Annotated in this window: 1 protein-coding gene; it reads left to right on the forward strand. The window is 38.6% G+C overall.

From position 1 onward, the window contains the following. Positions 1-32: 32 nt before the first annotated feature. A partial coding sequence (locus tag DBR11_RS28365; protein WP_199233997.1) for a response regulator transcription factor occupies positions 33-651 on the forward strand: 619 nt, incomplete at its 3' end.

Below are 651 nucleotides of genomic sequence, written 5' to 3' on the forward strand. Positions count from 1 at the left end.
AACCCCATATTTTTGCTATATTGTTGCCATTTATGAAAAAAACTGAAGCAATTGCAATTGTCTTTGATGACCATCTTTTATTTGCAGATTCCTTTTCGGCCCTTATTGAGCGACTGGACCTTTTCCGTTCCGTGCACACACTTAGCGAGGAACGCGAATTAATTTCTTTTCTGATTAAGCATTCTGAATCGCCCATCTACCTCTTTTTAGACTATTATCTAAAAGACAAGAACAGCCTGCCCCTTATTAACGAAGCCAGACGGTTAAACAAACTCATTACAATAATTATAGTGAGTTCTGTAATCAGCCCCACTACAATTACAAATATCCTGAGTTACAATCCCAATGGCCTTGTAAGCAAATCATCGGGTTTTAATTCCATAGTCGAATGCCTTAGGATAATAAACCAGGGCAGACAGTATATTTCTCCTGCAATTAGCGAAATTGCTTCGAATACAAATCCAACAGTAAAACTACCCTTCACAGCGCGGGAACTAGATATTCTTCATTATTTTGCAAATGGATTATCAATTGCCCAAACAGCAGAACAGGCACATTTAAGTAAGCATACAATTGTAGCACATCGCCGCAAAATGATGGCGAAGGTAAACGTCAATTCTATTACAGAACTGTTGTTCTATGCGCGCAAAC

This window comes from Pedobacter sp. HMWF019, assembly GCF_003061025.1.
In the GTDB taxonomy this organism is placed as follows: Bacteria; Bacteroidota; Bacteroidia; order Sphingobacteriales; family Sphingobacteriaceae; genus Pedobacter.